The sequence below is a fragment of the Stenotrophomonas sp. ZAC14D2_NAIMI4_7 genome (genome assembly GCF_003086675.1).
Classification (GTDB): domain Bacteria; phylum Pseudomonadota; class Gammaproteobacteria; order Xanthomonadales; family Xanthomonadaceae; genus Stenotrophomonas.
In genome coordinates, this window is sequence record NZ_CP025995.1 from 4264990 (window position 1) to 4290998 (window position 26009).

The 26009-nt window shown below is 68.2% G+C and carries 24 protein-coding genes and 1 pseudogene; 15 read left to right on the top strand and 10 right to left on the bottom strand.

The window, feature by feature from the left end; all coding sequences use genetic code 11:
* Positions 1–39: 39 nt before the first annotated feature.
* Entirely contained in the window at positions 40–678 is a 639-nt protein-coding gene (locus C1922_RS19430) for a transposase (RefSeq protein WP_234413399.1), read from the top strand.
* Here C1922_RS19430 and C1922_RS19435 read toward each other — a convergent pair.
* The 3 genes from C1922_RS19435 to C1922_RS19445 are packed head-to-tail and all read right to left on the bottom strand — an operon-like array spanning position 665 to position 4115.
* Complete coding sequence (locus tag C1922_RS19435; RefSeq protein WP_108751281.1) at positions 665–1849, bottom strand: ABC transporter permease; 1185 nt, start codon at positions 1847–1849, stop codon at positions 665–667. The two genes, C1922_RS19430 and C1922_RS19435, sit on opposite strands and share 14 nt — an antisense overlap.
* Positions 1846–2592: an ATP-binding cassette domain-containing protein gene (locus C1922_RS19440; RefSeq protein ID WP_108751282.1), complete on the bottom strand. Its 747-nt coding sequence runs from the start codon at positions 2590–2592 to the stop codon at positions 1846–1848. Before C1922_RS19440 ends, C1922_RS19435 begins: the two co-directional genes overlap by 4 nt.
* Positions 2589–4115 carry an alpha/beta hydrolase gene (locus C1922_RS19445; protein ID WP_108751283.1) on the bottom strand — a complete coding sequence of 509 codons (1527 nt, stop codon included), beginning with the start codon at positions 4113–4115 and terminating at the stop codon, positions 2589–2591. The genes C1922_RS19440 and C1922_RS19445 overlap by 4 nt, the downstream gene beginning before the upstream one ends.
* Before the next feature lie 414 nt (positions 4116–4529).
* Here C1922_RS19445 and C1922_RS20840 point away from each other — a divergent pair.
* Together C1922_RS20840 and C1922_RS19455 are read left to right on the top strand one after the other, a co-directional pair.
* Positions 4530–4814: pseudogene (locus C1922_RS20840) on the top strand (lytic polysaccharide monooxygenase); the annotation flags it as partial.
* A gap of 132 nt (positions 4815–4946) precedes the next feature.
* Positions 4947–5231, top strand: coding sequence for a DUF1883 domain-containing protein (locus C1922_RS19455; RefSeq protein WP_108751285.1), 285 nt, complete (start codon positions 4947–4949; stop codon positions 5229–5231).
* A 5-nt stretch (positions 5232–5236) separates the two neighbouring features.
* On the opposite strand, the gene C1922_RS19460 is transcribed toward C1922_RS19455, so the two are convergent.
* Positions 5237–5986: a ferredoxin--NADP reductase gene (locus tag C1922_RS19460; protein WP_108751286.1), complete on the bottom strand. Its 750-nt coding sequence runs from the start codon at positions 5984–5986 to the stop codon at positions 5237–5239.
* Positions 5987–6070: 84 nt separating this feature from the next.
* On the opposite strand from C1922_RS19460, the gene C1922_RS19465 reads away from it, so the two are divergent.
* From C1922_RS19465 to C1922_RS19485, 5 genes are all read left to right on the top strand, one after another.
* Positions 6071–7039: an ABC transporter ATP-binding protein gene (locus C1922_RS19465; RefSeq protein ID WP_164274990.1), complete on the top strand. Its 969-nt coding sequence runs from the start codon at positions 6071–6073 to the stop codon at positions 7037–7039.
* Entirely contained in the window at positions 7036–7827 is a 792-nt protein-coding gene (locus C1922_RS19470; RefSeq protein ID WP_108751287.1) for an ABC transporter permease, read from the top strand. Before C1922_RS19465 ends, C1922_RS19470 begins: the two co-directional genes overlap by 4 nt.
* Before the next feature lie 160 nt (positions 7828–7987).
* A complete protein-coding gene (locus C1922_RS19475) occupies positions 7988–8539 on the top strand; it encodes a hypothetical protein (RefSeq protein ID WP_108751288.1) in 552 nt (183 codons plus the stop codon).
* 167 nt (positions 8540–8706) lie between these two features.
* Positions 8707–9645: a 2-dehydropantoate 2-reductase gene (panE, locus tag C1922_RS19480; RefSeq protein WP_108751289.1), complete on the top strand. Its 939-nt coding sequence runs from the start codon at positions 8707–8709 to the stop codon at positions 9643–9645.
* Positions 9642–10571, top strand: a complete 930-nt coding sequence (locus tag C1922_RS19485; protein ID WP_108751290.1) for an NAD-dependent epimerase/dehydratase family protein — start codon at positions 9642–9644, stop codon at positions 10569–10571. The genes panE and C1922_RS19485 overlap by 4 nt, the downstream gene beginning before the upstream one ends.
* Positions 10572–10630: 59 nt before the next feature.
* On the opposite strand, the gene C1922_RS19490 is transcribed toward C1922_RS19485, so the two are convergent.
* Positions 10631–11428, bottom strand: a complete 798-nt coding sequence (locus tag C1922_RS19490; RefSeq protein ID WP_108751291.1) for a TatD family hydrolase — start codon at positions 11426–11428, stop codon at positions 10631–10633.
* A gap of 68 nt (positions 11429–11496) precedes the next feature.
* On the opposite strand from C1922_RS19490, the gene hrpB reads away from it, so the two are divergent.
* Complete coding sequence (gene hrpB, locus C1922_RS19495) at positions 11497–14001, top strand: ATP-dependent helicase HrpB (protein WP_108751292.1); 2505 nt, start codon at positions 11497–11499, stop codon at positions 13999–14001.
* Positions 14002–14215: 214 nt separating this feature from the next.
* Positions 14216–14605 carry a hypothetical protein gene (locus C1922_RS19500; RefSeq protein ID WP_108751293.1) on the top strand — a complete coding sequence of 130 codons (390 nt, stop codon included), beginning with the start codon at positions 14216–14218 and terminating at the stop codon, positions 14603–14605.
* Positions 14606–14701: 96 nt separating this feature from the next.
* On the opposite strand, the gene C1922_RS19505 is transcribed toward C1922_RS19500, so the two are convergent.
* Together C1922_RS19505 and C1922_RS19510 are read right to left on the bottom strand one after the other, a co-directional pair.
* Positions 14702–15241, bottom strand: coding sequence for a pseudouridine synthase (locus tag C1922_RS19505; RefSeq protein ID WP_108751294.1), 540 nt, complete (start codon positions 15239–15241; stop codon positions 14702–14704).
* An 80-nt stretch (positions 15242–15321) separates the two neighbouring features.
* Positions 15322–16182, bottom strand: coding sequence for a class I SAM-dependent methyltransferase (locus tag C1922_RS19510; RefSeq protein WP_108751295.1), 861 nt, complete (start codon positions 16180–16182; stop codon positions 15322–15324).
* Positions 16183–16351: 169 nt separating this feature from the next.
* On the opposite strand from C1922_RS19510, the gene C1922_RS19515 reads away from it, so the two are divergent.
* Together C1922_RS19515 and C1922_RS19525 are read left to right on the top strand one after the other, a co-directional pair.
* Complete coding sequence (locus C1922_RS19515) at positions 16352–17308, top strand: aldo/keto reductase (protein ID WP_108751296.1); 957 nt, start codon at positions 16352–16354, stop codon at positions 17306–17308.
* Positions 17309–17704: 396 nt separating this feature from the next.
* On the top strand, positions 17705–18925 hold the full coding sequence (locus C1922_RS19525) for an RtcB family protein (RefSeq protein WP_108751298.1): 1221 nt from the start codon (positions 17705–17707) through the stop codon (positions 18923–18925).
* 95 nt (positions 18926–19020) lie between these two features.
* Here the strand turns inward: C1922_RS19525 and C1922_RS19530 are convergent, their stop codons facing one another.
* Complete coding sequence (locus C1922_RS19530) at positions 19021–19962, bottom strand: NAD(P)/FAD-dependent oxidoreductase (protein WP_108751299.1); 942 nt, start codon at positions 19960–19962, stop codon at positions 19021–19023.
* Positions 19952–20407: an Rrf2 family transcriptional regulator gene (locus C1922_RS19535; RefSeq protein WP_108751300.1), complete on the bottom strand. Its 456-nt coding sequence runs from the start codon at positions 20405–20407 to the stop codon at positions 19952–19954. Before C1922_RS19535 ends, C1922_RS19530 begins: the two co-directional genes overlap by 11 nt.
* Before the next feature lie 183 nt (positions 20408–20590).
* Here C1922_RS19535 and C1922_RS19540 point away from each other — a divergent pair, with 183 nt between their 5' ends.
* Positions 20591–22711, top strand: coding sequence for a methyl-accepting chemotaxis protein (locus tag C1922_RS19540; RefSeq protein WP_108751301.1), 2121 nt, complete (start codon positions 20591–20593; stop codon positions 22709–22711).
* 25 nt (positions 22712–22736) lie between these two features.
* On the opposite strand, the gene C1922_RS19545 is transcribed toward C1922_RS19540, so the two are convergent.
* Positions 22737–23642, bottom strand: coding sequence for a LysR family transcriptional regulator (locus C1922_RS19545; protein ID WP_108751302.1), 906 nt, complete (start codon positions 23640–23642; stop codon positions 22737–22739).
* Positions 23643–23747: 105 nt separating this feature from the next.
* Between C1922_RS19545 and C1922_RS19550 the strand changes: the two genes are divergently transcribed.
* Entirely contained in the window at positions 23748–24962 is a 1215-nt protein-coding gene (locus tag C1922_RS19550) for an MFS transporter (protein ID WP_108751303.1), read from the top strand.
* A gap of 87 nt (positions 24963–25049) precedes the next feature.
* Entirely contained in the window at positions 25050–25859 is an 810-nt protein-coding gene (dkgB, locus tag C1922_RS19555; protein WP_108751304.1) for a 2,5-didehydrogluconate reductase DkgB, read from the top strand.
* The last annotated feature ends 150 nt before the right edge of the window (positions 25860–26009 follow it).

Consider the following 26009-nt stretch of genomic DNA (forward strand, 5'->3'; position numbering starts at 1 on the left):
CGGTGCAGGCTGGGGGATTCCCTGCGCCAGGCCCGCGCGATGCGCCATCCGCCACCATCCCCCTACCCGCCCTGCCTGGTGCGACAGCGCGCGCGCCACCCGGCCACCTTGTTCGTCGACGACGACGACCGGCGCCAGCTGCTGGCGCTGCTGCACAGCGCGCTGCTGAAGCATGGGCTGCTGCTGCATGCCTACGTGGTGATGGATGACCACCTGCACCTGCTGGCCACGCCGCGCACAGGCGATGGCGTGGTGCGTGCGCTGCGCGCGTGCTGCGCCGCCTACAGCCGGGCTTTCAGCCAACGGCATGGGCGCCCGCCGCCGCGGTGGCAGACCGGACTGCAGTGCCTGCCCCTGCATGACCCGGCCTATCTGCTGGGTGCGCACCGCCATGTGGAGCGGGGACCGGTGCATGCGCGTGCGGTGGAACACCCCGAACAGCACGCCTGGTCCAGCATCCACGGCAACCTGGGCCTGCGCGAAGATGCGCTGCTGACCGCGCACCCGCAGTATCTGGCGCTGGGCGCAGATGCGCAGGAGCGTGCCCTGCGCTACGCCGCCTTCCTGTGCGATGGGACCGCGCATGCCGATGCCATCGCGATCGAGGCTCTGGCACGGCGACCGCCTCCCCTCGGGGCGGCGGTCACTCTGCGCGCGCCCCGGTTCAGCCAGAAATAGCCAAGCGCTCATTGTGGTAGCGGCGCACGGCAGCGAACCACAGCACCGCGGCCAGGCCCAGGCTGGCGCCCAGATAGATGCCCCACACCGTCGGCGAGATCGCCTCGTGGCGGATCACCTTCAACAGCATCTGGTTCTGCGACAGGAACGGCACCGCGTACTGCCACAGCTCGCTCTTCACCGGGTAGGCCATCAGCGCATAGCCCGGCAGCATGGGCAGCAGCACCAGCCAGGTCATGTGGCTCTGCGCTTCCTTCATGCTCTTGGCAGCGGCCGACAGGTAGGTCAGCAGCGAAGTACCGATCAGCAGCATGGGCAGCATGACCAGCAGCATCTGCAGCATGGACACGATGTTCATGTTCAACTGACGGCCGACGTTGCCGGGGGCGATCTGCGCGCTCAGTTTGAAGGCCACCAGCGTGAGCAGCAGCGAGGCGAAGCCGACCACGCAGGCCGCGGCGATCTTGCCGCTGACAATCGCACTGCGCGAACCGGGCGTGGCCAACAGCGGCTCCAGCGACTGCCGCTCACGCTCGCCGGCGGTGGAATCCATCACCAGGTAGGCGCCACCGATGAACGAGGTGAGCGTGAGCAGCACCGGCAGCAGCAGCGACAGCATCATGCCGCGCTTGGCTTCGGCGCTGGCCATGTCCTGCTGCGCCACATCCAGCGGGCGTGCCACCTGGGCATCCACGCCGCGTGCCATCAACCGCAGTGCCCCCACCTGGCCGTTGTAGGTGGCCAGCGCCGCCTGCAACCGCGCACTGGGCACTTCGGCGGCACGCCGGGTGCTGTCACGGATCACTTCCACCAGCGCCGGCTTGCCGTCGGCCCAGTCCTTGCCGAAATCGGCACTGATGCGCAGGGCAACATCTATTTCCTGCGAACGGATGGCCTCGGCCAGATCGGCCGGTGCGGTGGTGGCATTCAGGCCCTGTGCGGCCAGGAAGCGCACCAGGTTGGGCGCGTGTTCGGCGCCGATGGTGGGAATCTGCAGCGGTTGTTCAATCTGCGTGCGCACCCGGCTTTCCGACAGCTTGCCCATGCCCAGGATCAGCAGCGGGTACAGCAGCGGCCCGAACAGCAGGGTCAGCGCCAGCGTGCGGCGGTCACGCGACAGATCGCGCAGTTCCTTGCGCATCACCGTCATCAGGGTCGACATCATGCTCATGCGTGCAGGCCCTCTTCGCTGCCGATCAGTTTCACGAACGCATCTTCCAGATTGGTTTCGCCCGCCTGTGCACGCAGTTCATCGCTGCTGCCGGCGGCCATCACGGTGCCCTTGGCGATGATGACGATGTGGTCACACAGCGCGCCCACCTCCTGCATGATGTGGCTGGACAGGATCACGCAGCGCCCTTCTTCGCGCAGGCCCAGCAGGAACCGGCGCAGTGCGCGGGTGGTCATCACGTCCAGGCCGTTGGTGGGTTCGTCCAGGATGACATTGCGCGGGTCGTGCACCAGCGCGCGCGCGATGGCCGTCTTGGTGCGCTGGCCCTGCGAGAAGCCATCGGTCTGCCGGTCCAGGATGTCGCCCATGTCCAGCGCATGCGACAGCACCTCGGTGCGTTCGCGGATCTGCTGCGCCGACAGGCCGTGCAGTTCGCCGAAGTAGGCGATGTTCTCGCGCGCGGTCAGCCGCTTGTAGACGCCGCGGGCGTCGGGCAGTACGCCCAGGTGGCGGCGCACTTCCACCGGATCGCGCGCCGCGTCGATGCCATCGACGGTGATGCTGCCCTGGTCGGGGGTCATCAGCGTGTACAGCATGCGCATGGTGGTGGTCTTGCCGGCGCCGTTGGGGCCCAGCAGGCCGGTGATGCGGCCATCAGCAGCAGTGAAGCCGACGTTGGCCACGGCCTGGATGCGGCCGGTGCGGGTGTCGAAACCCTTGTGCAGGTTCTCGGCGACGATCATGGGGCCCATCCGTTGAACGAGGTGAATGCCGGCACGTAGCTCAGCGTGTCCAGGCAGCTGGCATCCAGTGCCTTGGCGTCGGTGGTGTCGATGAACTGGCCGAGCAGGCGCGGCATGCAGCCGGCGCTGAGCGTGCCGTGGCCCTGGCCGCGGGCGACCAGGGCGCGCCCGTTGGGCAGGCCCTTGACCACCTGGTCGGCGTAACGCGGCGGGGTGACCGGGTCCAGTTCGCCGGACAGCAGCAGCACCGGCAGATCGCCCTTCAGCGCGGCGGTGGTGGCTGCCGGCGCCGGCTGGTGCGGCCACACCGGGCAGGCGGCGAAGAACGCGCGTGCCGCTTCGGCACCGAACAGGGCGTCATCGCTTTCCGGCGGGGCCTGGAAGCGCGGCGCGTCTTCGCTGCAGATGACCGACCACTGCATGCCGCGGTTGATTTGGAAATCCATGCTGCGGGTGGCACCGCGTACCAGCGAGGCCAGCGGCGCGTAACGGCCCTGCGCCGCTTCATCCAGCACCAGCGGCAGCAGCGATGAATATTCGGGCACGTAGGAGAAAGCGAACGCCAGACCGGCCACGCTGTCCGGCGACAGCACGTCCTGGCGCGGCGCATTGGTGCCGGGGTCGCGGTAATCCACAGTGACCGGCGCGCGGCGCAGGGTGTCGGCCACGCTGCGCAGCTGTTCGCGGGTATCCACCGGGAAGCGCGTGCTGCAGGCGGCATCCTTGCGGCACTGCGCCGACTGCAGGGTGATGGCGTTGTCGAAGGTCTTGGCGAACTCGCCGCCGACCACCAGGTCGTTGGGCACCACGCCGTCAATGACGATGCTGCGGGTGTGCTGCGGGTAGGCCATGGCATAGCGCTGGGCCACGCGCGTGCCATACGAGCCGCCCACCAGGTTCAGCTTTTCCGCACCCAGCGCCTGGCGCACGGCGTCCAGATCGGCGATGGCTTCGGTGGTGGTGTAGAAGCGCGGGTCGGCACGGCCCTTCAGCGAGGCCAGGCACTGCGTGGCGAAGTCGCGCATCACCGCTTCGGTGGGCGCAGCGTCTTCGTCCAGCTGCAGTTCCTTGCCATCGGCACCCAGGCAGCTGAGCGGGTTGGAGCCGCCGGTGCCGCGCTGGTCGATCAGGAAGATGTCGCGCTGCTTGCGCACCTGGCGCAGGGCGGTATCGACAATGACGGCCACCTCGCTGGCGGCCTGGCCCGGCCCACCGGCCAGGAAGAACACCGGGTCCGGCGCACCGGCACCGCTGTTGCCCGCTTCCAGCAGGGCAATGCGCAGGTCGATGCTGCGGCCGGCCGGGTTGGCGCGGTCCTCGGGCACCTTGAAGGTGGCGCACTGTGCTTCCACGTTGGCGCTGGCGCCCACGGTGGACAGCGTGCAGGGACGGAAATCGATCTGGCCGTAACGGCGGCTGGGACTGTCACCGCCATCGGCGGTGCCAGCGGAAGGCGGCGCGCTGCAGCCGGCGGCAAGCAGGCTGGCCAGTACCCCGGCCAGTACAAGTGGGTGCTTTTGCATCGTGCGTGTTTCCCCTGGAGGACGTTCCTGTCGACCACGACGCGCGGTCGCGGCGGATGTGACCAACTGCAGGGGACAACTTACACGGGCGCGCTGCTGGCGGCGATGGGCAATCGCGCTGGGCGCTGTCTGCGCTCGGCCTTGGCGCCGTGCAGCGCGGCACCGGCACGGGCGAAAAGCCCTGCCAGCCCAGGTTCCCTGCGCGTCCTGGCGGTCCTGATGCTGCAGGGGGGCCCGTGCACGGGCGAGGAGAGCACGGGCTTTGCGGTGCACGTCCCATGGAAACGGTTAACGCGTTCGCATTCGTGCGCTTTTAGGAATCGTTGCATGGTCGGAACAGCGCCTGATTCGGAGACTGGACGCTCTTCCACACGCCCAAGGACACCCTACATGCCCCCCCCGCCTCCTGCTCGCCCTCGCCGCGACTCAGATCTGGAAGCGTTCTGCACCCTGGGCAATGTGCCGCTGTCGGAAGGTGGCGTGTACAAACTGGATGTCCCGCTGCCCGAGCGCAGCGGCCAGCACGTGATCCGCAACACCTGGCAGCGCTCGGATTCGCAGGAGGCGTTCTACACCTGTGCCGACGTGCGCTTCGAGGGCAGTGACGTGACCCCGCCGACGCAATGGCCGCTGGTGCTGGCGCGCAAGACCCATGCCACTGCCGCACAGGCGCGCGTGGGCATCCTGCGCGATGGCGTGGGCTCGGCCTGGCGGAATGCCTGGATTCCCTACTGACCCTTGAATGAGCGCGGTGCCGACGGCCGGCAGCGCGCACGTGCCGGCCGTCGCCGCTGCGGTGGCCGGCGGCTCATACACGAAGGAACACACCGCATGAATTTTCTGAAGTGGGACCTTGGCCATCTGAAAGCAGGTGACGTGCTGCGGATCACGCTGACCCGGGCGGCCAACGTCCGCCTCATGACCACCAGCAACCTTTCCAGTTACCGGAGCGGGAGACGCCACCACTACCATGGTGGTCTGGTGCGGCAGTCCCCGTTCGACCTGACCATCCCATCGGGCGGCGTCTGGCATCTGGTCGTGGATATGGCAGGCCTTGCCGGCACCACGCAGGCCTCGGTGGAGGTTGTGCCCCGCCCGCTGCCACCTGCCATCTAGGCCACCTACTTGCTGCTGACGTACTTCTCGCGCCGCACCTGCGGGTTGCCCAGGCCGGCCGCCTTCAGCGCCTCGGCGCAGGCATCGACCATGTCCGGGTTGCCGCACAGGTAGGCGATGTCGGTGGCCGGGTCCGGCTGGATGCCGGCCAGGGCCTGCTGCACGTAGCCGTGGTGCACGTCCGGGTGCGGCTCGGCCGGCAGTTCGCGCGACAGGCACGGCACATAACGGAAGTTCGGGTGCTTTTCGGCGAAGCTGTAGAAATCATCGCTGTACAGCAGTTCACCGGGGCTGCGTGCGCCCTGCAGAAGCACTACCTGCACGCCGCGCTCGGCCATGGCCGTTGCCAGCAGCGGCAGCATCGACCGGTACGGGGTGACGCCGGTGCCGGTGGCGATCAGCAGGTAGCGGGCATTGTGGTCGCCGGGCTGCAGGCAGAAGCGGCCGTACGGGCCGGACGCGCTGACCTGGCCGCCGATGTCCAGCGCCTCGAACAGCGCCGTGGCGGCGCCGCCGGGCACGAAGCTGACGGCGATGTCGACCGCCTCGCCAGGGCCCAGGGCGTGGTCATGGATGGTTGCCAGCGAGTAGCTGCGCTTGGTTTCGGTGCCGTCGGCGTAGGCGAAATGGACCTGGATGAACTGGCCGGGCTGGAAATCCAGCGGCTGGCCGTCATCACGCACGAACTGGTAGTGGCCGATGGTCGGCGCCAGCATGCGGCGGCCGACCAGCTTGATGGGGAATTGGACAGGCACGACTTTTCGGGACAGTGTGTAGCCGGGGCAAGCCCTCGGGGTCTTCTATAATAGACCCTCCCCGCCCCTCTCCTGCGCCAGCCCATGGGCGCGAAGGCTGCAAGCTTGGCTTCCCTGAACGAAACGGCGCCCGCCCTGCGCGTGCGCGACCTGCGCAAGACCTACGACAACGGCACCCAGGCCCTGAAGGGGGTCTCGCTGGAGGTCGCCCCGGGCGACTTCTTCGCCCTGCTGGGCCCCAACGGCGCCGGCAAATCGACCCTGATCGGCATCATCAGCTCCCTGGTCAACCTGAGCCAGGGCAAGGTGGAAGTGTTCGGCAGCGACCTGGTGCAGCACCGCAGTGCCACCATGCGCCTGATCGGGCTGGTGCCGCAGGAAATCAACTTCAACCTGTTCGAGAAGCCCTTCGACATCCTGGTGAACTACGCCGGTTTCTACGGCGTGGCCCGCGAGGAAGCCGAGCAGCGCGCCGAAGAGGAGCTGAAGCGTGCCCACCTGTGGGAAAAGGCGCAGGTGATGAGCCGCACCCTGTCCGGCGGCATGAAGCGCCGCCTGATGATCGCCCGCGCGATGATGACCCGGCCGCGCCTGCTGATCCTGGACGAACCCACCGCCGGCGTGGACATCGAGATCCGCCGCGACATGTGGCGAGTGCTGAAGGAGATCAATGCCGCCGGCACCACGATCATCCTCACCACCCATTACCTGGAAGAGGCCGAGTACCTGTGCCGCAACCTGGCCATCATCAACCACGGCCAGATCGTGGAGCAGGGGCCGATGCGCACCCTGCTGGCCAAACTTGATGTGGAAGGCTTCCTGCTGGACATCGACGGTGACCTGCCGGCGCAGCTGCCAGTGATCGAGGGCGCGACCCTGACCGCGCCCGATGCGCACACGCTGGACATCGACATGCCGCGCGCCATGGACCTCAACCGCGTGTTCGCCACGCTGAACGAGGCCGGCATCCGCGTACGTTCGATGCGCACCAAGAGCAACCGCCTGGAGGAGCTGTTCGTGCGCCTCACCGGCAACCAGGAGACGTCTGCATGAGCACCACCGAGCTGACCGACGGCCAGCGCAACCGCATCGCGCTGATGACCATCGTGCGCCGGGAAGTCGCGCGCATCCTGCGCATCTGGGGCCAGACCCTGGTGCCGCCGGCGATCACCATGACCCTGTACTTCCTCATCTTCGGCCGCCTGATCGGCTCGCGGGTGGGCGACATGGGCGAATACAGCTACATGGAGTTCATCGTGCCGGGCCTGGTGATGATGAGCGTGATCCAGAACAGCTACGGCAACATCAGTTCCTCGTTCTTCGGCGCCAAGTTCGGCCGCCACGTGGAAGAGCTGCTGGTCAGCCCGATGCCGAACTGGGTGATCCTGTGGGGCTACGTGGCCGGTGCGGTGCTGCGCGGCCTGATGGTTGGCGTGATCGTGCTGATCATCGCCATGTTCTTCACCCCGGTGCGCATCCCGCACCCGCTGGTGACGCTGAGCACGGTGATCCTGGGCGCGACCATCTTCTCGCTGGCCGGCTTCATCAACGCGGTGTACGCCAAGAAGTTCGATGACGTGGCGATCGTGCCGACCTTCATCCTGACCCCGCTGACCTACCTGGGTGGCGTGTTCTATTCGGTGAAGCTGCTGCCGACCTGGGCCGAAGCGGCCACCCACGCCAACCCGATCTTCTACATGGTCAACGCGTTCCGCTACGGCCTGCTGGGCAGCAGCGATGTGCCGGTGTGGGTGGCCTATGCCCTGATGATCGGCTTCGTGGTGGTGCTGACCGCGCTTGCGCTGTGGCTGCTGCGCCGCGGCGTGGGCATGCGCAGCTGAGGTTCCCCCCCTGCGGGGGTGAACCGCTACCGGTGGCGCCAGGGCACTTGCCTGGCGCCCGGTTCGGTCGTCTAATCGATGCGCTTCATCAGACCGACCAGCGGGCCCCCGGGCCGGCTGGTTTTTCATATGTCATGGACGCACCAGGGGACCCAACCAGATGTTCACCCGTCGTACTGCCGGCCCTGCCCGGCTCGTCGCTGCATCGCTGTTCCTGCTCGTTCTGGCCGGCTGCGCTTCCCGGCCCATTCCGTTGAACTACGCCCCCAGTTCGGTGCTGACTGCCGAAGGCCGGGTGGATGTGACCGCGTTCGAATACCTGCCGGCCAAGGGCGGGGAGATCAAGCCCAACCAGGTGCGCAACACCGCCATGGGCAACATCCTGTTCGAGAAGAACGTGGATGCGATCATGCGCGATGCGGTGTTTTCCGAGCTGCGCCTGGTCGGCATCAAGATGGACAAGGAAGGCAATGTGCTGAGCGGCAAGGTCGAAGAGTTCCTGATCGACGATCTGGGCTACAGCGTGGACTGGACGCTGCGCGTGCGCTACATCGTGACCGACCCGCAGGGCCAGGTGGTCTACGACCAGGTGAAGAACGTGCAGCGCAACACCTCCAAGTTCGTGAACATCTTTGGTTCGCTGAACGAGACCATCAAGCTCAACATTGAACAGACCATCAAGGATCCGGCCTTCATCACCGCGATCAATTGAACCCTGCCGGGTAATCCATGTGCTGCGTGGATGCCAGCAGCTGAAGAGCCGGGCGCATGCCCGGCTTTTCTTTCTGCGGCGACACCGAATTCGGAAGGAGCCAACCGCCGCGGGCCGCGATCTCCGGCACAATCGGCAGGTGACCCCTCAACTGCGGTGACGGTGTGATGCGTATCCTGATTCTTGGTGCCGGTGGCACCGGCGGTTACTTCGGCGGCCGCCTGGCCCAGTCCGGCGTGGATGTGACCTTCCTGGTGCGCCCCGCGCGCGCCGCCCAGCTCGACCGCGACGGGCTGGTGATCCAGAGTCCGCTGGGCGATGCGCGCTTCCCGGTGCAGCATGTCACCGCCGATGCCCTGCCCGCGCTGGCCGCCGCGCAGCCGTTCGACCTGGTGATGCTGAGCTGCAAGGCCTACGACCTGGACAGTTCGATCGATGCCATCGCCCCGGCCGTGGGTGCCGGTACCACGGTGCTGCCGATCCTCAATGGACTGCACCACTACGGCGCGCTGGACGCACGCTTCGGCCGCGAGGCGGTACTGGGCGGGCTGTGCTTCATCAGTGCCACCAAGGCCGCCGACGGCGCGGTGCTGCACCTGGGCCGGCCGGCCAAGCTGACCTTCGGCGAGCGTGATGGCGGCGCCCTGTCGCCGCGCGTGCAGGCCTTCGCTGCCGCCTGCGTGCAGGCCGGCGTGGACCACCTGGCCAGCGGCCAGATCGGCCAGGAGCAGTGGATCAAGTACACCTTCCTGACCGCGCTGGCCGCCGCCACCTGCCTGCTGCGCGCGGACATCGGCACCATCGTGGCCACCGATGATGGCCAGGCCATCGTGCGCGGCCTGTACGACGAATGCCTGGCCGTGGCCGAAGCCGCCGGCGAACCGATTCCCGATGATGCGCAGGACGTTGCCCGCAGCACCCTGACCCAGGCAGGTTCGGCGCTGAAAGCCTCGATGCTGCGCGATCTGGAAGCCGGGCAGCAGGTCGAGGCTGGGCAGATCGTGGGCGACATGCTGGCCCGTGCACGCAGCGCCGGGCAGGAGGCCTTGCTGCTGCAGGTGGCCTACAGCAGCCTGCAGGCCTACCAGGCGCAGCGCGCGGCGTGAGCGCGGCGCTGCCCGCACCGGTGCTGATCCTGGGCCTGGGCTGGAGTGGCCGCGTGCTGGCCGCCCGCCTGCAGGCGCTGGGGGTGCCGGTGGCAGGCACGGTGCGTGACCCCACCGCCGCGCCGGCTGATGGGCTACACCGGTTCGCGCTGCGCGCCGATGCGGCGCCGTCAGCGGCCCTGCTGCAGGCCGTCTCGCAGGCGCAGGCCGTGCTATGCAGCGTGCCAGCCGATACCGAGGGTGATCCAGCGCTGCGCCTGCTGCAGCCTGCATTGCTGGCCAGCCCGGCGCTGCGCTGGGTCGTCTATCTGTCGTCCACCTCGGTGTATGCCGACCGCGATGGTGGCTGGGTGGATGCGCACAGCGTGGCCGACAGCACCGACACCGCGGGCGTGCAACGCCTGCGCGCGGAGGCGCAGTGGCAGGCACTGGCGGATGCACGCGGCAGCGCATCGGCGGTGTTCCGCCTGCCGGGCCTCTATGGGCCCGGGCGCAATGCGCTGCTGCAGCTGGCGCAGGGCCGCGCCCGCCATGTGGTGCGCCCCGGGCTGGTGTTCAACCGGTTGCACGTGGAGGATCTGGCCGCGGTGATCATCGCGGCGATGCAGCGGCCTGTGCCGGGTGGACTGTACCTGCCCGCCGACGACGAACCCGCGCCACCGCAGGACGTGCTGGCGTATGCCGCGCAGCTGGGGGGCTTCACCCTGCCACCGGCGGTGGCCTGGGATGACCCGGCGGTGAGCGCGACGCTGCGCCGCTTCTATGCCAGCAACAAGCGCATCGACAGCCGTAGCACGCGCGAAGCGCTGGGGTGGGCGCCGCGGTTTGCGACGTATCGCGAGGGGCTGGAAGATCTGGCCGATTCGCTCGCCGGGCACGGCCCGGCGCTACCCGATGCCTGCGTTGGCGGGTTGCCGGCACCGTAGCGGCAACGTCGGTTCGTTCAACATCACGACGCGCGGCGTTTGGCCACGCCGCCCCGCGGTCAACCCGCGTTGGGCAACCGGAAGAACGTGCGCGTGGCCGCGGTGGCATTGGCTGAGGTCACCGCCACGTCTTCGCCACGGTCACGGGCCAGCTCTTCCACGATGTGCGACAGGAACATCGGTTCGTTGCGGCGGTCCTTCGGCATCGGCTTCAGGGTGCGCGGCAGCAGGTACGGCGCGTCGGTCTCGATCATCAGGCGGTTGGCCGGAATGTTCTTCACCAGTTCGCGCAGGTGCGCGCCACGGCGTTCGTCGCACAACCAGCCGGTGATGCCGATGTACCAATCCTGGTCCAGGTAATCGAACAGCTCGTCACGTTCGCCGGTGAAACAATGCACCACCGCCGGGCCCAGGCGGCCGTCGAAGTTCTTCATCTGCGCCATGAAATCGGCGTGCGCGTCGCGCTGGTGCAGGAACAACGGCTTGCCATTGTCGGCCGCCAGTTGCAGTTGGCGCTCGAACGCACGGTGCTGGGCCGGGCGCGGGGCGAAATCACGGAAGTAATCCAGCCCGCATTCGCCCACGGCCACCACTTCGGCATGCGCATGCAGCGCGCGCATTTCCGCATCGCATTCGTCGGTGTATTCCACCGCGTGGTGCGGGTGGACGCCGGCGGTGGCGTACAGGAAGCCCGGGTGCTGCTGCGCCAGCTGCAGGGCCAACGGCGAATGCTCGCGGCTGGCGCCGGTGATCACCATCTGCACCACCCCGGCCTGGCGTGCGCGGTCCAGTACGGCGTCGCGGTCGCGATCGAAGGAATCGTGGGTGAGGTTGGCGCCGATATCGATCAGGTGCATGGGGGCAGCAGAGACAGGAAAACCCGCGCATTGTACCTGCGCCGCGCTGCGCCCCTTATCCTTTGCACATGAATGCCCCGCTCTTCCCGATTTCGCCGCTGCTGCCGCAGATCCAGCGGCACCTGGCCGACCACCCGCGCCTGGTGCTGGAAGCCCCTCCCGGCGCTGGCAAGACCACCCAGGTGCCGCTGGCCCTGCTGGATGCACCGTGGCTGCAGGGCCGGAAGATCATCCTGCTGGAACCGCGCCGGGTGGCCGCACGCAGCGCGGCGCTGTTCATGGCCCGGCAACTGGGCGAGGACGTGGGTGGCACGGTGGGCTACCGCATCCGCTTCGAGAACAAGGTTTCGGCGCGCACCCGCATCGAGGTGGTCACCGAGGGCATCCTGACCCGCATGCTGCAGGACGACCCGATGCTGGAAACGGTGGGCGCGATCCTGTTCGATGAATTCCACGAGCGCCATCTGAGCGGCGACCTGGGTCTGGCACTGGCGCTGGACGTGCAGGCGCAGCTGCGTGACGACCTGCGCCTGCTGGTGATGTCGGCCACCCTGGACGGCGAGCGCCTGGCGCGCTTCCTGGATGCGCCACGACTGAGCAGCGAAGGCCGCAGCTACCCGGTGGCGATCAGCCACTTCCCCGCCCGGCGCGACGAGACCCTGGAACTGCAGGTACGCCGCGCGGTGCAGCAGGCCCTGGCCGAACACCCTGGCGACGCGCTGGTGTTCCTGCCCGGCCAGCGCGAGATCGCGCGCGTGCAGGCCGGCCTGCAGGACGCGCTGGACAGCAGCGTGGAGGTGCTGGCCCTGCATGGTGAACTGCCGGTGGAACAGCAGGCGCGCGTGCTGCAGTCGGCCAGCGATGGCCGCCGCCGCGTGGTGCTGGCCACCAACGTGGCCGAATCGTCGGTGACCCTGCCCGGCGTGCGCGTGGTGATCGACAGTGGCCAGGCCCGCGAACCGCGCTACGACCCCAACAGCGGCTTCACCCGGCTGGACGTGGTGGCGATCGCGCAGGCCTCGGCCGACCAGCGTGCCGGCCGCGCCGGCCGCGTGGCCGAAGGCGTGGCCTGGCGGCTGTGGCCGCAGTCGCAACGGCTGGAGCCGCAGCGGCGTGCGGAAATCGAACAGGTGGAACTGGCCGGGCTGGCGCTGGAGCTGGCCGCCTGGGGCACCAGCAATCTGCGCTTCGTCGACACCCCGCCGAGCGGGCCGATGGCCGCCGCGCGCGAACTGCTGCAGCGGCTGGGCGCGCTGTCGGAAACCGGCGCGATCACCGCGCTGGGCCGCCGCGTACTGGCGCTCGGCACACACCCGCGGCTGGCGGCGATGCTGCTGGCCGCCGCGGATGCGCGCGCGCAGGCACTGGCCGCCGATCTGGCCGCGTTGCTGGAAGCACGTGATCCACTGCGCCAGGGCGGCGATGCGCTGGCGGCGCGCTGGCGTGCACTGGCCGCGTTCCGCAATGGCCGTGCACCGGCCGATGCCAACCGCAGCGGCCTGGCCGCGATCGATGCGGCTGCCAAGCAGTGGCGCCGACGCCTGCGCTGCGATGCGCTGCCACCGTCCAGCATTGAAGCGCACGAACTGGGCGATCTGCTGGCCCACGCCTTCCCCGACCGCATCGCGTTCCAGCATCCGTCCGACCCGCTGCGCTACCTGCTGGCCAACGGCCGCAGCGCGCGCCTGCACGAGCTGAGCGACCTGCGCGGTGAACCGTGGCTGGTGGCCAGCGAACTGCGCTTCGAGGCCCGCGACGCACTGCTGCTGCGCGCCGCGCCGGTGGACGAAGGCTATCTGCGTGCCACCTGGCCGCAGCGCTTCGTGACCGGGGACACCGTTCGCTGGGACGGCGAGCGGCGTGCCTTGGTAGCGCTGCGCGAGACGCGCTTCGACCGCATCGTGCTGGACAGCCGTTCGGCCGGGCGGGTGGACCCGCAGCACGCCGCGCAGGCGCTGACCGATGCCGTGGCCGAACTGGGCCTGCAGGCATTGCCGTGGACCGAGGGCCTGCGCCAATGGCAGGCACGGGTGGAGTCGCTGCGCCGCTGGATGCCCGACCTGGGCCTGCCCGACTGCAGTGATGCGGCCCTGCTGGCCAGCCGCGCGCAGTGGCTGCAACCGGCCTTTGCCGGCAAGACGCGGCTGGATGCGCTGGACGAGAGCAGTTTCGGCGAAGCGCTGAAATCGCCGCTGGAGTGGGCGCAACGGCAGCTGGTGGAACGCCATGCGCCCACCCGCATCAGCGTGCCTTCGGGGCTGGAACGGGCGATCACCTATGGCCTGGATAGTGAAACCGGCGAACCGCAGCCACCGGTGCTGGCGGTGAAGCTGCAGGAGCTGTTCGGCCTGGCCGACACCCCGCGCATTGCCGATGGGCGGGTGCCGCTGACCCTGCACCTGCTGTCGCCCGGCGGCCGCCCGCTGCAGGTCACCCAGGACCTGCGCAACTTCTGGGAAAACACCTATGCCGAGGTGAAGAAGGAAATGAAGGGGCGCTACCCGCGCCACCCGTGGCCGGATGACCCGTGGACGGCCACCGCGACCCACCGCGCCAAACCGCGCGGGACCTGAGTGACGGGGTCGGATCCCTTTGCAACGCAAAGGGCTCTGACCCCGGGGCGCGGCTGGGGGGGTCAGAGCCCTTTCCCGGGGGAAAGGGATCCGCCCCCGGCCTGCCGGATGCTGAACGGCTGCGGTTGCGTCAAGGCGCGTACCCACCTGCCTGACATACCGTTTACAGGCAGCACGACACACTGGACTTCGACCCGAGGCAAAGGACCCCCGCATGAGCAAGCTGACCGTAATCACCGACCGCGCCCTGGAGCGCGCCCTGGACCTGGCCCACAGCGCTGGCGATGGCCTGAAGAGTGCCGGCGGCAGCCTGCGCCACCTGGGCCCGCAGGCCAGCGACTGGATCAAGACCGGCGCTGCGCTGGGTGCGGTGAAGACCGGGGGCAAGGTGGCCACCAAGTTCGCCCGCCGCAACCCGGCGGTGACCATTGCCGCCGCGGCGGTGGGCGTGGGCCTGCTGGGCTACGCGCTGTACCGCAAGCAGCAGAAGAAGAAGGCGGCCAACGGCCATGTGGTGAATGGCCAGGCGCAGCGCATCCACGCGCGTGACCGCCGCAACGACACCGTGGTGGACGAGCACAGCGATATCGGCAGCGATACCTGAGCCCCATCAGGGGTCGGAGCCCTTCCTGCGGAAGGGGTCTGACCCCGATCAAGGGTCGGAGTCCTTCCGCAAGGAAGGGCTCCGACCCTTTTCGTTTCAGCCGATCTGCCGCCACTGCCCCGGCTGCAGATCATCCAGCCGGTACGGGCCCATCGCCACGCGCACCAGGCGCAGGGTCGGCAGGTTCACTGCGGCCGTCATGCGCCGCACCTGGCGGTTGCGGCCCTCGCGGACGGTGATGGCCAGCCAGCTGTCGGGCACGGTCTTGCGGAACCGCACCGGCGGATCGCGCAGCCACAGCGCCGGCGCCGGATCGAGGCGCTCGATCTTCGCCGGCAGGGTCGGCCCGTCATTCAGTACCACGCCATCGCGCAGCTGCTGCAGCTGCTCGTCGCTGGGCGTGCCTTCCACCTGCACCCAGTAGGTCTTGTCGGCCTTGTGCCGCGGGTCGGTCAGCTTGTGCGCCAGCGTGCCGTTGTCGGTCAGCAGCAGCAGGCCCTCGCTGTCATGGTCCAGGCGGCCGGCGGCATACACGCGCGGCGGCAGGCCGAACCCGGCCAGGGTCGGCCGCGGCGGCACGCTGCGGTCGGTGAACTGGCAGAGCACGTTGAAGGGCTTGTTGAAGGCGATCAGCATTGCAGGGGGCGGCAGGCGGCGATGGGCTATTGTCCCACGCCGCGCTGCGCGCTCGCCGGGCGCTGCCCGGCACCGACGGCTTACGGCTTCACGAAACGCAGGGTCATGCGGTCGCTTTCACCGATGGCCTGGTACTTGGCGTCGTCGGCCTTGTCATGCTGGTTGGTCGGCGGCAGCGTCCACACGCCATTGGGGTGGTCCTTGGTATCGCGCGGGTTCGCATTCACTTCGGTACGCGCGTCCAGCTTGAAGCCGGCGGCCTCGGCCATGGCGATCACCTGCTGCTGGCCCACATAGCCGGTGTCATCGTCGTCGGCCACGTCGGCCTTGGCACGGTGCTCGACCACGCCCAGCACGCCGCCCGGCTTGAGCACGTTGAAGAAGCCCTGGAACATGGCTTGTGCCTGGCCGGCCTTGCGCCAGTTGTGCACGTTGCGGAAGGTCAGCACCACATCGGCCGAAGCGGCCGGGCCGAACACCGGCTTGGCCGGGTCGTAGGCCACCACGGCGGTCTTGTCGAACTGCGCCGGAGCGCCGGCGAACTTCTTTTCCAGGCCGTCGCGGCTGCGCTGCTGGTAATCGCGGCCGCGCCCTTCAGCCACCGCCTGCGGATCGACCACTGCGGCAATGTAGTGGCCCTTGTCGCGCAGCAGCGGCGCCAGGATTTCCGAGTACCAGCCGTTGCCGGGGGTGATCTCGATGACGGTCTTTTCCGGTGCCACGGTGAAGAACGCCAGCGTCTGCGCAGGATGACGGTATCCGTCACGCTTCACGTTGCTGGCATCGCGGGTGGGTGCCTTGATCGCGGCCTGCAGTGACGGCGATACCTGGATCTTCGCCGGCGCCACGACGGCAGCGGGCGCGGCGATGGCGGGAAGCGCTACCAGCAGCGCCGAAGCAAGCAGCAGGCGGCAACCACGCAGGGACGAAACAGCATTCATCGGGACGACTCCAGCGGAAGATGCGGCGAGACTAGCAGTCGCCGCGCCGCAGGTGTTCACAAAACGTTAGCGGCGTGCGCGTTGCGGAACACTGTTTTGTGGTCACCGCCGCAACACGGTCACAGGGGGCGCTCTATGCTGGAGGACTTCCCCCAAGGAGTCCGTGTCCATGACGGCAACCCGCGAACTCGGCCGTTCCGGCCTGCATGTACGTCCGCTCGCCTTCGGCGGCAATGTGTTCGGTTGGAGCGCCGATGAAAAGGCCAGCTTCGCCCTGCTCGATGCCTTCGTCGATGCCGGCTTCAACCTGGTCGATACCGCCGATGTGTATTCGGCGTGGGTACCGGGCAACCAGGGCGGTGAATCGGAAACGCTGATCGGCAAGTGGTTCGCCCGCAGCGGCAAGCGTGACAAGGTCATCCTGGCGACCAAGGTGGCCAAGTGGGCCGAGCGCCCGGGCCTGACCCCGGACAACATCGATGCGGCGGTGGAAGATTCGCTGCGCCGCCTGCAGACCGATGTGATCGATCTGTACCAGGCCCACGAAGATGATGAATCCACCCCGCTGGAAGCTACCCTGGCCGCGTTCGGCCGGCTGATCGAGGCTGGCAAGGTGCGCGCCATTGGTGCCTCCAACTACAGCGCCACGCGTCTGGCCGATGCGCTGAAGGTATCCAGCGACTACAAGCTGCCGCGCTATGAAACCCTGCAGCCGGAATACAACCTGTACGACCGCGCCGGCTATGAAACCGAACTGGAGCCGCTGGTGCAGCGCGAACAGATCGGTGTAATCGGCTACTACGCGCTGGCCAGCGGCTTCCTGAGCGGCAAGTACCGCACCGCTGCCGATGCGGCCAAGAGCCCGGCGCGTGGCGAGATGGTGGTCAAGCGCTATCTGAACCCGCGCGGCCTGCGCATCCTGCAGGCGCTGGACGATGTGGCCAGCACGCACAACGCCAGTGCCGCGCAGATTGCACTGGCCTGGCAGATCGCACGGCCGTCGGTCACCGCACCGATTGTCAGCGCCACCAGCGTTGAACAGCTGCACGATCTGCTGGCCGCGGCCAACCTTGGCCTGAGCGTGCAGGACATCGCGCAGCTGGATGCCGCCAGCGCGGAAGGCTGAGGCAACGGACCAATCGCCGTGCATTGCGTGGTTGCGCACCACGGGTTCGTGGTTTATGGTGCGCGCCACGTTTCAACAGCTACCGGATTCCTTCCTTGAACACACCCGCCGTCGCCATCGCCAACCTGCTGCCATGCCTGCGCATGGACGTGGCGATCCGTGCGTCGGTGAAGGAATTCCCGCTGACAACGGCCTGATACCCGCGCTGCGGAGATCGGTCGCCCCGATCTCCGAGGCTTGGCGACGCCCTCGGAATGCAGTTCCGGGGGCGTTTTCGTTTGCGTCGTCACACGTATCGGCATTGCGCCGCGCACGCCTCCGTGCCCGCACTGCAACCACAGGAAAATGCCCACGGCCGCACCGTGGTGCCGACCTGTGCAGGACATTCATCACGACATGGACATTCAACACAATTATCAATGGCTGCATGCCGAAGGCAGCACGCCGATCAAGGGCTGGGTGGACGGCGTTCCGCTGGAAGCCGAGGCACACGCGCAGCTGCGCAACATCGCCGCGATCCCGTTCGTCGGGCCGTGGGTGGCGGTCATGCCCGACGTACACCTGGGCAAGGGCGCAACCGTCGGCTCGGTCATCCCCACCCGGGGCGCGATCATTCCGGCCGCGGTGGGCGTGGACATCGGCTGTGGCATGGCCGCGGTACGCACCACGCTGCGTGCCAACGACCTGCCCGATGACCTGCGCCAATTGCGCAGCGGCATCGAGCGCAGTGTGCCGGTCGGCAACGGCCGTGGCGGCGAACACCAGCGGCTGCCCGACAGCATCGGCACCCGATTGGTGCAGTCGGGGTTGGCCGCGGGGCTGGAGCGCATCAAGGAAAAGCACCGGAAGATCCGCACCGACAAGCTGGATTGCCAGCTGGGCACGCTGGGCGGTGGCAACCATTTCATCGAACTCTGCCTGGATGAAACCGATGCAGTGTGGGTGATGTTGCACAGCGGCTCGCGCGGCACCGGCAACCTGATCGGCACCTACTTCATCGAACAGGCGCGGCGTGAACTGGAGCGCCGCGTGCTCGGCTTCCATCTGCCCGACAAGGACCTGGCGTTCTTCATGGAAGGCGAACCGCTGTTCGACGATTACGTGCAGGCGGTGTCGTGGGCGCAGGACTACGCGCGGCAGAACCGCGAGGCGATGATGGCGCGCGTGCTGGTCGAGATGCGCCAGCGCCTGCCGAAGTTCAAGCTGGCGGCGATGGCGGTGAACTGCCACCACAACTACGTGCAGAAGGAATCGCACGCCGGGCAGGAACTGCTGGTGACGCGCAAGGGTGCAGTCAGCGCCCGTGCGGGCGAGCTGGGCATCATCCCCGGCAGCATGGGCACGCGCAGCTACATCGTGCGCGGCAAGGGCAACGCGGACAGCTTCCACAGCTGCAGCCACGGTGCCGGCCGGGTGATGAGCCGGGGTGCGGCGCGACAGCAGATCACCCTGGCCCAGCACCGCGAAGCCACCGCGCACGTGGAGTGCCGCAAGGACAGCGGCGTGCTGGATGAATCACCGGCGGCGTACAAGTCGATCGATGATGTGATGGCCGCGCAGCGGGACCTGGTCGAAGTGGTGCACACGCTGCGCCAGGTGCTGTGCGTGAAGGGCTGAGGGTTCCCACCGCTCCGGTAGGTGTCGACCTTGGTCGACACATCGAATCCACGCCCTGCACGGTGGTGGATCCACGCCATGCGTGGATGCGGGGGTCAGAGCCCTTTCTGCGAAAGGGATCCGACCCCGGATCCGACCCCGCTGCTGTCTTCGCCCACCAGGGCGTGGTGGACGCCGATGCCGGCGCGCACGCCTTCGGCCATCGCCAGGGTGATGTTGCCCACGGTGGTGGCATCGCCGGCGGCATATACGTTCGCCACGCTGGTCTGCTTCATCGCGTCCACCTGCACCAGTACGCCCATCGGGTGTTCCACCGGCGCGCAGCCCAGCTGCTGGACCAGCGGGGTCGCCATCGCCTGCGGCGCGGCCACGAACAGCGCACGCTGGGCAATGCGGCGGCCATCGGCCAGCTCCACTTCCAGCCACGTGTCCTGATCGCCGCGCACGCCCAACACCGGCGTGTCTTCCACCTGCACGTTGCGCTGCTGCATGGCCGCGCGCTCATCGTCGCTGATCGGCAGGCCCTGGCTGTAGAACGTCACGTTGCCCCATTCGGCGAACAGCGGCGCCTTGCCTGCCGACAGCGGATGGCCACCCAGCACGCCGATGGCACCGCCGCCCACCTCGTAGCCATGGCAGTACGGGCAGTGCAGCACGGTGCTGCCCCAGCGCTCGGCCAGGCCCGGCAGATCCGGCACCTGGTCGGCGATGCCGGTGGCCAGCAGCAGCTTGCGCGCGGCCAGCACCTGTCCATCGGCAGTGCGCACCTGCACGCCATCGTCGCCGGCCTGCGCATCCACCGCTTCGCCCTGCAGCCAGCGCACGGTCGGGTAGTCCAGCAGCTGCTGGCGCGCGTTCTTCAGCAGCTCGGCACCGCTGATCCCGTCCTGCCCTGGCACGCCGTGCGAGTGGCTGGCGAAGCGGTTGCGCGGCAGGCCGCTGTCGATGACGGTGATCGGGCGCCGTGCGCGTGCCAGGATCAGGCCGGCGGCGATGCCGGCGTAGCTGCCGCCGACGATGATGACGTCAGGATTCATGGGGACCTTCCAGGGAACGATGATGGGCAAGGTGACGGGCGAAGTCGGCGCCCAGCTGGTCCAGCGTGCTCGCCTGCAGACGCGCTTCCAGCAGGCGCTGGGCCTCGCGCGCGCCGTCCAGCAGCGCCTGGTTGACCAGCTGCTGGATCGGGCAGCCGCCGCCGCTGTCGCGCGTACCGACCTGCACCAGCGGCGGTGAGCCCACCGCCACGTAGACGTCGTGCAGGCTGATCGCGGCCGCGTCGCGGGCCAGCTGGCTGCCACCGCCGTGGCCGCGGCTGCTGTGCACCAGGCCCGCCTTGTGCAGCTGCGCCAGCAGGCGGCGGATCACCACCGGGTGGGTGGGCAGGCACGCGGCCAGTTGTTCGGAGGTACGCGGGCCCGGCTGGCCGACCAGATGGGCCATAACATGCAGCGCGTCGGACAGTGGATTGGCGGATTTCATGTAACAACAATAGTTACATTTAAACCGCCCGTCTACTGTCCGCTTTCGTTTCGTCTGGACACATTTGTCCTATGAAACACAATCTTCACCTCTCTAAACGGAACGGTAATGTGATCTGAATCTCACTTCAGGAGGCTCAAGAACGGTCGATACCGCATCGCCATTCATCCGTGAGCCCCTTCCATGAACGTGTCGTCCGCTGCGCCGCGACTGCAGTCCAAGTTGCTCGGTGCCGTCTCTGTTGGTCTGGCTGTCGTACTGCTGTGTGCCCTGGCCGGTCTGGCCACGGCCTGGCTGAAGTTGTCCACCGAAGTGCCGCCGGAGGTCGCGCTCAGCCGCGATGCCGAGCGCCTGCAACGCGAGTTCCGCAGCCAGGTGCAGGAATGGAAGAACGTGCTGCTGCGTGGCCACGACGACGCGCTGCGGCAGCGCCATCTGGATGCTTTCGACAGCGAGGGCCGCGTGGTGGCCGAGCTTGCGCAGCGCGTGGCGGCCAGCCCCGATGCGCGTACGCGCGAGCTGGCGCAGGCCTTCAGCGCGCAGCACACGCAGCTGCAGCAGGCCTACCACGGTGCGCTGCAGGCCTTTGCCGAGGCCCAGTACGACCCGGCCGCCGGTGACACCTTGGTGCGCGGCAAGGACCGCCCGGTCGCGGCCGCGCTGGATGCGCTGGGTGACCACACGGCCAAGGTGGCCGAGGCCGCGGTGGCCGCGCGTTCGCAGGCGGCGCGGCACATGCTGGTGGTCAGCGGTGGGCTGACGATAGGCGCTGCCATCGCCCTGCTGCTGGCCCTGGGCTGGTGGCTGCGGCGCGCGGTGGTGCAACCGGTGCTGGCGGTGGAAGCCGCCGCACGCGCGGTCGCCGCCGGCGATCTGGACCACGCGGTGCAGGTCCGCAGCCGCGACGAAATCGGTCGCCTGGCGCAGGCCATGCAGGCCGTGCAGAACACCCTGCGTGGCGTGCTGGCCGCACAGGCCGGCATGGCCGAGCAGCACGAGGCCGGCACCATCAGCCACCGCATGGATGCCAGCGCTTTCCCCGGCGCCTACGGGCGCATGGTGGCCGACACCAACGCATTGGTGGACGCGCACATCCAGGTAAAGATGCGCGCGATCGCCATCATGGGGCGCTATGCCATTGGCGATCTGAGCCAGGACATGGAACGCCTGCCGGGCGAAAAGGCGGTGATCACCCAGGCCCTGGATGCAGTGAAAGCGAACCTGGGCGCGATCAACGGGCAGATCCGCGGTCTGGCCGAAGCCGCGGCGGCAGGTGATTTCAGCCAGCGCGGCGACAGCAGCCGTTTCCAGCACGACTTCCGCAGCATGGTGGAAGGCCTGAACCGCCTGATGCAGACCACCGAGCACAACCTGGGCGAGGTCTCCAGCATGCTGCGCGCCATCGCTGATGGTCGCCTGGGCGCGCGCATGCACGGCGATTTCCAAGGCGTGTTCGCCCGTATTGCCGGCGATGCCAATACCACTGCCGCGCAGCTGGCCACCATCGTCACCGACATCAAGCACACCTCGGGCAGCATCCACAGCGCGGCGGCGGAAATTGCCGCGGGCAACAACGATCTGTCACGGCGCACCGAGCAACAGGCTGCGAACCTGGAAGAAACCGCCGCCTCGATGGAAGAGCTGACCTCGACCGTGCGCCAGAACGCCGAGCACGCACGCCAGGCCAATCAACTGGCGATCGGCGCGCACGGCGTGGCCTCGCAGGGCGGCGCGGTGGTCGGCCAGGTGGTGGCGACCATGGATGCGATTGAAGCGTCGTCGCGGCAGATCGCCGAGATCATCAGCGTGATCGACGGCATTGCGTTCCAGACCAACATCCTGGCGCTGAACGCGGCGGTGGAAGCGGCGCGCGCAGGCGACCAGGGCCGTGGTTTTGCGGTGGTGGCCAGTGAAGTGCGCACGCTGGCACAGCGCTCGGCCGGCGCCGCCAAGGAGATCAAGGCGCTGATCGAAGCATCGGTGGAACAGGTGGGCCAGGGCGCGCAGCACGTGCGCCAAGCCGGCAACACGATGGCCGAAATCGTGGCGTCGGTGCAGCGGGTGACCGACATCATGGCCGAGATTTCCGCCGCGTCGCAGGAACAGAGCGCGGGCATCGAACAGGTCAGCCAGACGGTGATCCAGATGGATGGCACCACCCAGCAGAACGCTGCGCTGGTGGAAGAAGCCAGCGCCGCCGCACGCAGCCTGGAACAGCAGGCCGACCGCCTGATCGACGCGGTGGATGTGTTCGATCTGTCGAGCGACGCCGCAACGAAGGATGCGTTGGCGCGCGCGGCGTGAGGGTTCCGCCGGGCATCGCCCGGCGCTACCAGCGCGGGTCCTGGCCCTGCGCCATCGCCTCGCCCAGGTAATCCAGGAACGAACTGATGCGTGCCGATACGGCGGTGTTGCGGTAGTACACCGCGTGGATCGGCTGGTACACATCCAGCGTCTGCGCGGACAGCACCGGCACCAACGTGCCGGCGGCGCGGTCGCGTGCGGTCACGAAGTCGGACAGGCAGGTGATGCCCACGCCTTCGACCGCCAGACGGCGCAGCGTTTCACCGCTGGAAACGGCCACGTCCGGGCGCACCAGCAACTGCCCGTCGGCATCACCCGGCAGCGGCCAGCGATTCAGCGATTCCGGTTCGTTGAAGCTCAGCAGCGTGTGCTGCCCCAACGCCGCAACGCTGGTCGGCTCGCCATGGGCGGCCAGGTAGGCCGGGCTGGCCACCAGCTGCAACCGATAGCGGCCCAGCGGCCGCGCATGCAGGGTTGAATCGGCCAGCGGACCGATGCGGATGGCCAGGTCGGTGCGCCGCTCCAGCAGATCTATGTAGCGCTCGGAGCTGTTGAGCTCCAGCTGCACCTCGGGATAGCGGGCGCGGTAGCCGGCCACCAGCGGCGCGATCACATGCAGCACGAACGGCATCGCCGCATCCACCCGCAACCGACCGACCGGGCGCTCGCGCCGTGCGGCCATCTGCTCCTCGGCCGATTCCACCGCATCGATGATCGCCCGCGCGTGGCGCAGGTAGGCCTCGCCTTCGGCGGTCAGGTGCAGCCGGCGCGTGGTGCGGGTCAGCAGGGTGGTCCCCAGCTTTTCTTCCAAACGGCCCAGCGCGCGGCTGACCCCCGAAGGGGTCTGCCCCAGCTGCTCGGCGGCGGCCCTGATCGAACCGCTGTCGATCACCGCCAGGAAGGCCTGCATTTCGTCGAGGGTGGTCTTCATGCCGCCATTATTGACCAGCAGGCAAGAGTGATTGGCGTGAAGACCGGTTTTTCAGCAAAGGTGGGCCGCGCACACTGCCCGCCCTCTCCTCCTCTGGACCCTGTCATGATCCGTGGCATTCCCCTGGCCCTGCTGGCGCTGACGCTCGGCGCGTTCGCCATCGGCACCACCGAATTCGTCATCGTCGGCCTCATCCCGATCATCGCCGCCGACCTGCACGTCAGCCTGCCCTCGGCCGGCCTGCTGGTTTCCCTGTACGCGCTGGGCGTGGCCATCGGCGCGCCGGTACTGACCGCGCTGACCGGGCGCGTACCGCGCAAGCAGCTGCTGGTGGCGCTGATGGTGCTGTTCACTCTGGGCAACGTGATTGCCTGGATGGCACCGGGCTACACCTCGCTGATCGCCGCGCGCATCCTCACCGGGCTGGCCCACGGCGTGTTCTTCTCCATCGGCTCGATCATCGCCACCGCGGTGGTGCCGAAGGAAAAGGCCGCCAGTGCCATCGCCATCATGTTCACCGGCCTGACCGTGGCGCTGGTGACCGGCGTGCCGCTGGGCACCTTCATCGGCCAGCACCTGGGCTGGCGTGCCACCTTCCTGGCCGTGGCCGCACTGGGCGTGGTCGCCCTGCTGGGCGCGCTGCTGTTCGTGCCGCGCACCGTGCCGCAGAGCGCGCCGGCCAGCTTCCGCCAGCAACTGGGCGTGCTGGCCCAGCCGCGCTTGCTGCTGGTCTATGCGATGACCGCGCTGGGCTACGGCGGCACCTTCCTGGCTTTCACCTACCTGGCGCCGATCCTGCAGGACGTGACCGGCTTTTCGGCCAATGCGGTCAGCCTGGTGCTGCTGGTGTACGGCGTGTCGGTGGCGATCGGCAACCTGTGGGGCGGCCGCCTGGCCGACCGGCTGGGCCCGGTGCCGGCGCTGAAGCGCATCTTCGCCCTGCTGGCCCTGGTGCTGTTCGTGCTCACCTTCACTGCCCACAACACCTGGTTGATGCTGCTGACCGTGCTGGCGCTGGGGGCAGTCGCCTTCGGAAACGTGCCGGGACTGCAGGTGTACGTGGTCAAGCAGGCGCAGCGCTATGCACCGCAGGCGACCGACGTGGCCTCGGGCCTGAACATCGCCGCGTTCAACATCGGCATCGCCCTGGGCGCCTCGCTGGGTGGCCTGGTGGTGGAGCATATCGGCCTGATGCATACCCCGTGGCTGGGTGCGCTGGTGGTCCTGGCCGCCTATGCACTGACCGCACTCAGCGGCCGCCTGGACCGCCGCGATGGCGTGGACCACCGCGCCGAGGGCATTGCCGCCGCCGCACATTGACCGGCCATGCAATGCACCGTTGCCGGCATGCATACGGTCGCTGCCCTACCCTTCCTGTTCACTCCTTTCCCCCCGTTGGAGCTTCCCATGACTGTCCCCGCCTTTGGCCTTGGTACCTTCCGCCTGAAAGGCCAGACCGTGATCGATTCGGTGCGCAACGCACTGGACGTCGGCTACCGCGCCGTGGATACCGCGCAGATCTATGACAACGAGGCCGACGTCGGCCAGGCGATCGCCGAATCGGGCGTGCCGCGCGAGGATATCTACCTGACCACCAAGGTGTGGATCAGCGAGTTCAAGCACGACGCGCTGCTGGCCAGCCTGCGCACCAGCCTGCAGAAGCTGCGCACCGACCATGTGGATCTGGCGCTGATCCATTGGCCTTCGCCGAACGACAAGGTGGATGTGCCGATGGAGGAATACCTGCCCGCACTGGCCGAGGCCAAGGCGCAGGGCCTGACCCGCGAGATCGGCATTTCCAACTTCACCATCGCCCAGACCCGCAAGGCGATCGAGATCCTGGGCGCCGATGCCATCGCCACCAACCAGATCGAGATCCACCCGTACCTGCAGAACCGCCTGCTGGTGAAGTTCCTGCAGGACAACGGCATCCGCATTACCGCCTACATGAGCCTGGCCTATGGCGAAGTGCTGAAGGACCCGGTGATCCAGGCCATTGCCGGCCGCCACCAGGCCACCCCGGCCCAGGTGGCGCTGGCCTGGGCTCTGCAGCAGGGCTTTGCGGTCATTCCCTCATCGACCAAGCGCGAGAACCTGGCCGGCAACCTGGAAGCTGCGGCGATCCGCCTGACCGACGATGACATGGCGCAGATCGCCAAGCTGGACCGCGGCCATCGCCTGGCCAACCCGGAAGGCATTGCCCCGGCCTGGGATTGATCCCGACTGCGGTTACCGGCTGGAATTGGTAGGTGCCGACCTTGGTCGGCACTGGCCGTTGGTCGGTCGATGAAACTGCGTGCCGACCAAGGTCGGCACCTACCGGAAGCGGGGTTCAGCCCCTGCTCTGCAGCAACCCGCCGCGCATTG